Annotated in this window: 6 protein-coding genes; all 6 read right to left on the bottom strand. The window is 34.6% G+C overall.

Going from position 1 to position 5827, the window contains the following annotated elements:
- On the bottom strand, positions 1-387 hold a 387-nt coding region (locus tag PHD84_10400), incomplete at its 3' end, for an electron transfer flavoprotein subunit alpha (protein MDD5638205.1).
- A 6-nt stretch (positions 388-393) separates the two neighbouring features.
- Positions 394-1206: an electron transfer flavoprotein subunit beta/FixA family protein gene (locus tag PHD84_10395; protein ID MDD5638204.1), complete on the bottom strand. Its 813-nt coding sequence runs from the start codon at positions 1204-1206 to the stop codon at positions 394-396.
- 143 nt (positions 1207-1349) lie between these two features.
- Positions 1350-2417 carry a cysteine synthase family protein gene (locus tag PHD84_10390; protein ID MDD5638203.1) on the bottom strand — a complete coding sequence of 356 codons (1068 nt, stop codon included), beginning with the start codon at positions 2415-2417 and terminating at the stop codon, positions 1350-1352.
- A 40-nt stretch (positions 2418-2457) separates the two neighbouring features.
- Positions 2458-4374: a TRAP transporter fused permease subunit gene (locus PHD84_10385; protein MDD5638202.1), complete on the bottom strand. Its 1917-nt coding sequence runs from the start codon at positions 4372-4374 to the stop codon at positions 2458-2460.
- A 13-nt stretch (positions 4375-4387) separates the two neighbouring features.
- Complete coding sequence (locus PHD84_10380; protein ID MDD5638201.1) at positions 4388-5551, bottom strand: TAXI family TRAP transporter solute-binding subunit; 1164 nt, start codon at positions 5549-5551, stop codon at positions 4388-4390.
- 130 nt (positions 5552-5681) lie between these two features.
- Positions 5682-5827 (bottom strand): pyridoxal phosphate-dependent aminotransferase family protein (locus PHD84_10375; protein ID MDD5638200.1); only part of this gene is annotated, 146 nt, incomplete at its 5' end.

The raw sequence follows: 5827 nt of genomic DNA, 5'->3' as shown, positions 1-5827 counted from the left end.
GATTTTTAAATCAGTACAGTCAGCAGTTAATCCAGTTCCTAATTTTACTGATAAATGAGGCATTAAAGTCCTACCCTGTGTAGTAGCTCCAGCAATTACAATTTGAGGTTGAAATTTCTTGATTAAAAAATCAAGTATATTGCTATGATTTTCTACAATAAAAGGGAATAAATATTTATGACTTATCCTGTATACACGTTCAGCTCCTCGATAAATTAATTCTCGTAGCTCTTCTTCTGGTAAATTATTACCAAAAACAACAGCAGACAATGGAACATCCAGTTCTTTAGCTAAAGGGCTTCCCCACGCCAATAATTCGTATGAGATATTTTTAATTTGTTGGCTTTCAGTTATTTCCGAAATTGTCCATATTTCTTCTTCTTTCATACTGCCTTACCTGTTATAAAATGAGATAATTTTTCTCTTTTCTAAGAAAGAGACTAATCGGTCAATCGCTTCTGATAATGTTCTTTCATCTTTTGCTTTTAATATAGTTCCTTTTCTAACCACCTGTGGGCGATATATCTTAACCACCCTTGTAGGAGAACCTTTAAGACCTAATTTATTTCCCGGAATACCAATATCTCTACAATTGTAAACTGGTATATCAATGGTACGTGCTCTCTGTTTTCCCCGTAAGGTAGGGAGGCGAGGATATGAAATTTCTTTTACTACAGTCAATAATGCTGGCAAAGGTATTTTTAATCTCTCAGTGCCTTCTTCAATCAAGCGCTGTACAGTAATGTATTGTTTATTAACGCTTTCTATCTTCCTGGTATATGTGGATAAGGGTATATTCAAAAAAGAAGCAATTCCGGGACCTACCTGACCGGTATCCCCATCAGTAGCTCTTTCCCCTGTAATAATTAAATCGTAAGCCTTAATTTTCTTAATTGTTGCAGCAAGTGAATAGGCAGTTGCCCAGGTATCCGAGCCGGCAAATTCCTTTCCTGATAGGAGTATTGCCTCATTAGCACCCATTGCTATAGCCTCCCTTAAAGCTTCTTCAGCTTTTGGTGGCCCCATACTAATAACTGTGATGTTTCCACCATACTTTTCCTTCAACTGAAAAGCTATTTCAATGGCATATAAATCTAGAGGATTAATTATATTCTCAACTCCTTCACGTATAATGGTTCCTGTTTCTTCATTTATCTTTACCTGACTGGTCTCAGGAACCTGCTTGATTGGTACAATAATTTTCAAATTTGATCCCTCTAAGTATAAAAATTGTAGATTAATCTAATCTCAGATTGTCATTTAAATGCTCTTAAATACTACCCATACGTTTATATATCATTAAAATTAAATTGTAATCCCTTTAAGTAATAAATCCTAATTTTCTCACTTTACACTATAAAGACATCATTGGGATATTCTCCAAGATATCTGTCTCTTCTGTCAACAATAACAGTAACTACATTCTGACCTTTGTTTAAACGTTTTGCAATTTTCAAAGCAACAAATACATTAGCTCCGGAAGACATTCCACAATAAATACCTTCTTCTTTGCATAGTCTATTAGCCATATATCTTGCTTCCTCAGCTGTCACTCTAAAAAATTCATCAGGATATCCTCTATCTAGCATTTCATCAATTATTGACTTTTCTGTTTCCCATTTCTTTAATCCCATTACATTAATTAATTTTTCCATCATATTTGATTTTTTAAATTCACCTTTTTTTGATTCATTTTTCTGCAATTCCATATATACTTCACTACCATGAGGAACAACACCAAAGGTTAATGGATGTATATTATTTTCTGCTAATCCTAGAATACTCCCTAATAGTGTCGCACCAGAACCTACTGCACAGCCAAAAGCGTCAATTGCACCTCCCAACTGCTTATATAATTCATAACCTATACTCATTTGCCCTAAATAATTATATTTATTGTATATTTGATCTACCCAAATAACATTAGGATCATTTTTTTCTAATTCATACGCATGCATCTTACCAGCCATTATATAAGTAAGGTCATGATTATCTTTTAGACATTGCGCTAACTCTTCATTAGAAAGAAAGGAACTCGGATGTGGAGATTCATTAATATCTGCTCCAAAAGCTCCTGTAATTTTTAGTCTTACTCCAAGACCCTGCAGCATTGGTTTATAAATAAATAACTTTGCTTTATATCCTTTAACTGCACAAATAAATGCCAATGCCGGAGCAGTATTGCCTGCAGATGCATCTACGACAACTCCACCAAGCCCTAATTTCTTATTATTCCAAGTAAGACCTTTCTCGGCAGCTTCAATCATTGAAAGAGCCATCCTATCTTTGTAACTACCACTAGGATTTAAATATTCAAGTTTAACAAATATATTTGCTGGCACATCTTTTCCAATCTTATTTAACTTCAGCAAAGGAGTATTACCAATGATTTTCAGCATATTTTCTATATAATTCATAATAATATCCTCTTTCTTGTTTCTATAATAATGGATTATTCTAAAATTTTATTCTATTATCATTTTTAAGATAATCTAAAATTATTTGCATAGCTATTCCTAAGATAACACCTATTATTTGAAACTGCCAAATGGGGAAAAATAAAAGCAATCCAGAGATAAAAAAAGTAATTCTTTCAAAAGTATATAACTTTATTAACTTTAAAGAACACTTCTGTATACTTTCTGATAAAAAAATTATTCCTAAAAATGCTGCTATTATTGAAATCAATATTTTCCAAAATGAACCATGACCAACTAATGCCGGATTAAATACAAAAGCAAACGGAATAATATAACCAACTATTCCAATTTTCATTGATGTGAAACCAGTCTTGGTAGCATTTGCACCAGCCATTCCAGCAGCAGTAATAGCACCTAGAGCAACTGGGGGAGTAATATATGATATCATGGCGGTATATATGACAAAGAGATGAGCAGCAAGAGGATATACTCCAAGTCTTATTATTGCAGGAGCAATCGCTAAAGACAAGAATATATAAGCAGCAACATCTACCATTCCAGTTCCAAGAATAAAACTGGCAGTGGCACCAAAAATTAAAATTAATGTTAAATTATTTTTAGCAAGAGTTACAATTTCATAACTAAAAGAACTAACTACTCCAGTCATTGAAAGAGAACCTACGATGAAGCCTATTCCAAGTAAAATAGCTCCGATTTCAGCTATCGACTTTCCTGAATTAATTACCATATTTCTCAAACTATCTATATTTAATCTAGTTGTTTTTTTCATCATTGAAAGTATAAAAAGCACTGCTATGGCATAGAATGGAGCTTGTGCTACTTGCCTCTGAAATATAAAAAATGTCAAGGTGAATAAAACAAAAAGATAATACCAACCTTCTTTCATTATTTCTTTTAAAGAAGTTTGAGATTCTTCTTCAATTCCAACTAATCCCATTTTGGCAGCCATTAAATCTATTTGAACAAAAAGGCTTGTATAATAACAAATTGATGGAATAGCTGCCGCTAAAGCTACTTGGTAATATGGTATACCTAAAAATTGAGCACAAAAAAATCCAACAGATCCCATAACTGGTGGCATTAGCACACCTCCAGTAGAGGCAACTGCTTCTGTTGCAGCTGCAAAATAAGGAGGGTATCCAGATTTTTTCATAGCAGGAATTGTAAATGATCCTGTTGATATCACATTGCTTACAACGCTACCGCTAAGACTACTAAAAAAGGCACTTGATAAAACTGCTACTTTAGCAATTCCTCCACGGTATTTTCCCAAAATACAAGTTGCTAATTCAATAAAAAATTTCCCTCCTCCTGTAAAAGTAAAAACTACACCAAACAATAGATATCCAATCACAACATTGCCTACAATCCGAGTCACCATGCCTAACATAGATTCTCCGCCCAAAACATGGAGAGTGATAGTTTTCCAAAAAGGGAAACTAATCCCACCTAAAATTCCTGGCATATATCCTGCAATGATAGGATATGATGCAAAAAAGAGACAAATTAGAAAAAGAATATTTCCACTTACTCGTCGTAGTGCTTCCAATACTGCAATAAGTAAAATAAGACACATTACTCGGACAATCCATGGTGCTGTTCCGGCACTCCACCCTAGATTCTGTATGTTAATAGCGTTTATGGACAAATAGAAAGAAATGCTAAAAACTAAAATAATAATTATCCAGTCATAAAGAGGAATAGTCTTTTTATCTTCATACTTGGTGGCTGGAAACCATATAAATACTAATGGAAGAATTGCATTAATTAACAAAAACAAATAACTAGCAGCTTTATAGGATATGCCAACAAAATTTAGATTAAATACTTTATAAATAACATAAATTATTATAAGAGTGCTCAACACCAGGGCTATACCTGGTGTTGAGCTAAACTCTCTAGTACGACTAAATGTATCAATAGACTTATTCATTATACCACCGTATTTATTGAGGCAAGCTACCGGGAATGCTCATCAAATCATTTTGCCAAAGATATTCTTTCCACATATTGAGAAATTCTTCACTCCCAACCTTAATATTTTTCTCCTTTACCATCTCCAAAACTTTAGGCCAAGCTTTTATTCTACCATTCTCTTGGCTAACTTTCCAAGCCTGCCATTTCTCCATCTCAAGAGTCCATTCTCCTACATCCTTTAGAAATTGTACTGTGCCTTCGTGCCAAGGATATATATTATTCTCATAGTTTAAAAGCATTTCATGATCCCAGTATTTCAAATCTTCAGTTACATCTTTATAATCGTCATATCCTTCGTATATCGCTTTATTAATTGCATATATAATATCTGGATTATCATCCTTAAATGCAAAAGTCCCAACTAAGTAACCTAGACCCCAAACAGGTTTTTCTTCAGAACATCCGGCACCTGTCCTTGAAAGAAACGGACCATACATTGGCATAATTCTTTGTAGTCTAGCCCAACCTTCTTTATTATCAGGAGGCGATTGTATCCACCGAATACCACGAGGGGAAGCTTCTAATTCATAAGCAACAGCTCCTTCAAATGGGAAAAATTGACCATCTACACTACCTTCAAGTGCTGCATCATAAGCACCACCCATACCTGTGACAACTACTTCTACAACATCTTCTGGTTTAAGACCACCATAAGCAAGAAAAGCATGATTAGCACCGGCTACAAAGGGAGTGCCAGGAGATATAGCAATTCTCTTTCCCTTCATATCTATCCATTCATAAATATCTGAAGCAGCTGCTACTGCAAAACCAGCACCATTCATTCCAAGTAGTCCCGAACGTACAGGTTGAGGTCCCCATTCTGGTACCCCAAACACATCAAGACCATGGGCAAGATAAAATAAGCCCGAACCTGTATACCATGCACATGCTATCTCTTCAGAACGCATTGCAAGTGCAACACCCATTGTGGTATCGTTCGGCATTAGCCTGACATCCATTCCAGAGCTTTCCTTTATTATGTTTGCAAAGACCATGGCTTTTGAATAAGTTCCTGAACCTACACTTTCAGCTGCTATACCAATTCGTGGTGGTAACTGGCTAGCAAAAGCATTTAAACTGATTATCGAGGTTAAAAGAATCAGCGCCAATAAGCAAAAATAAATTCTTTTCATAATTTTGACTCCTTTATTTTAAATAATTCTAAAAATATTTTTTTAATTTACCAATTTTTTTATTAGACAACCCTCCTTTTTTTAAAATCTAATCGTTCATTGTATTCATTGATACTGAAAACTTATAATACTAACTATTTTCTTTCCACCTTCTTAACACTTCCAGTACCGTATCAATATCGTAAGGGGTATGATCGGCATTCACCTGAAAACGAATCTCCTCATCTCCACGGGGAACCACAGGGAAATTCAGTCCGGTAGCAAGTATGCCATTTT

This window comes from Atribacterota bacterium (assembly GCA_028717805.1).
Classification (GTDB): domain Bacteria; phylum Atribacterota; class Phoenicimicrobiia; order Phoenicimicrobiales; family Stramentimicrobiaceae; genus Stramentimicrobium.
Note: the sequence above shows the minus strand (reverse complement) of the source record. Positions and strands in the feature narration are given on the sequence as shown.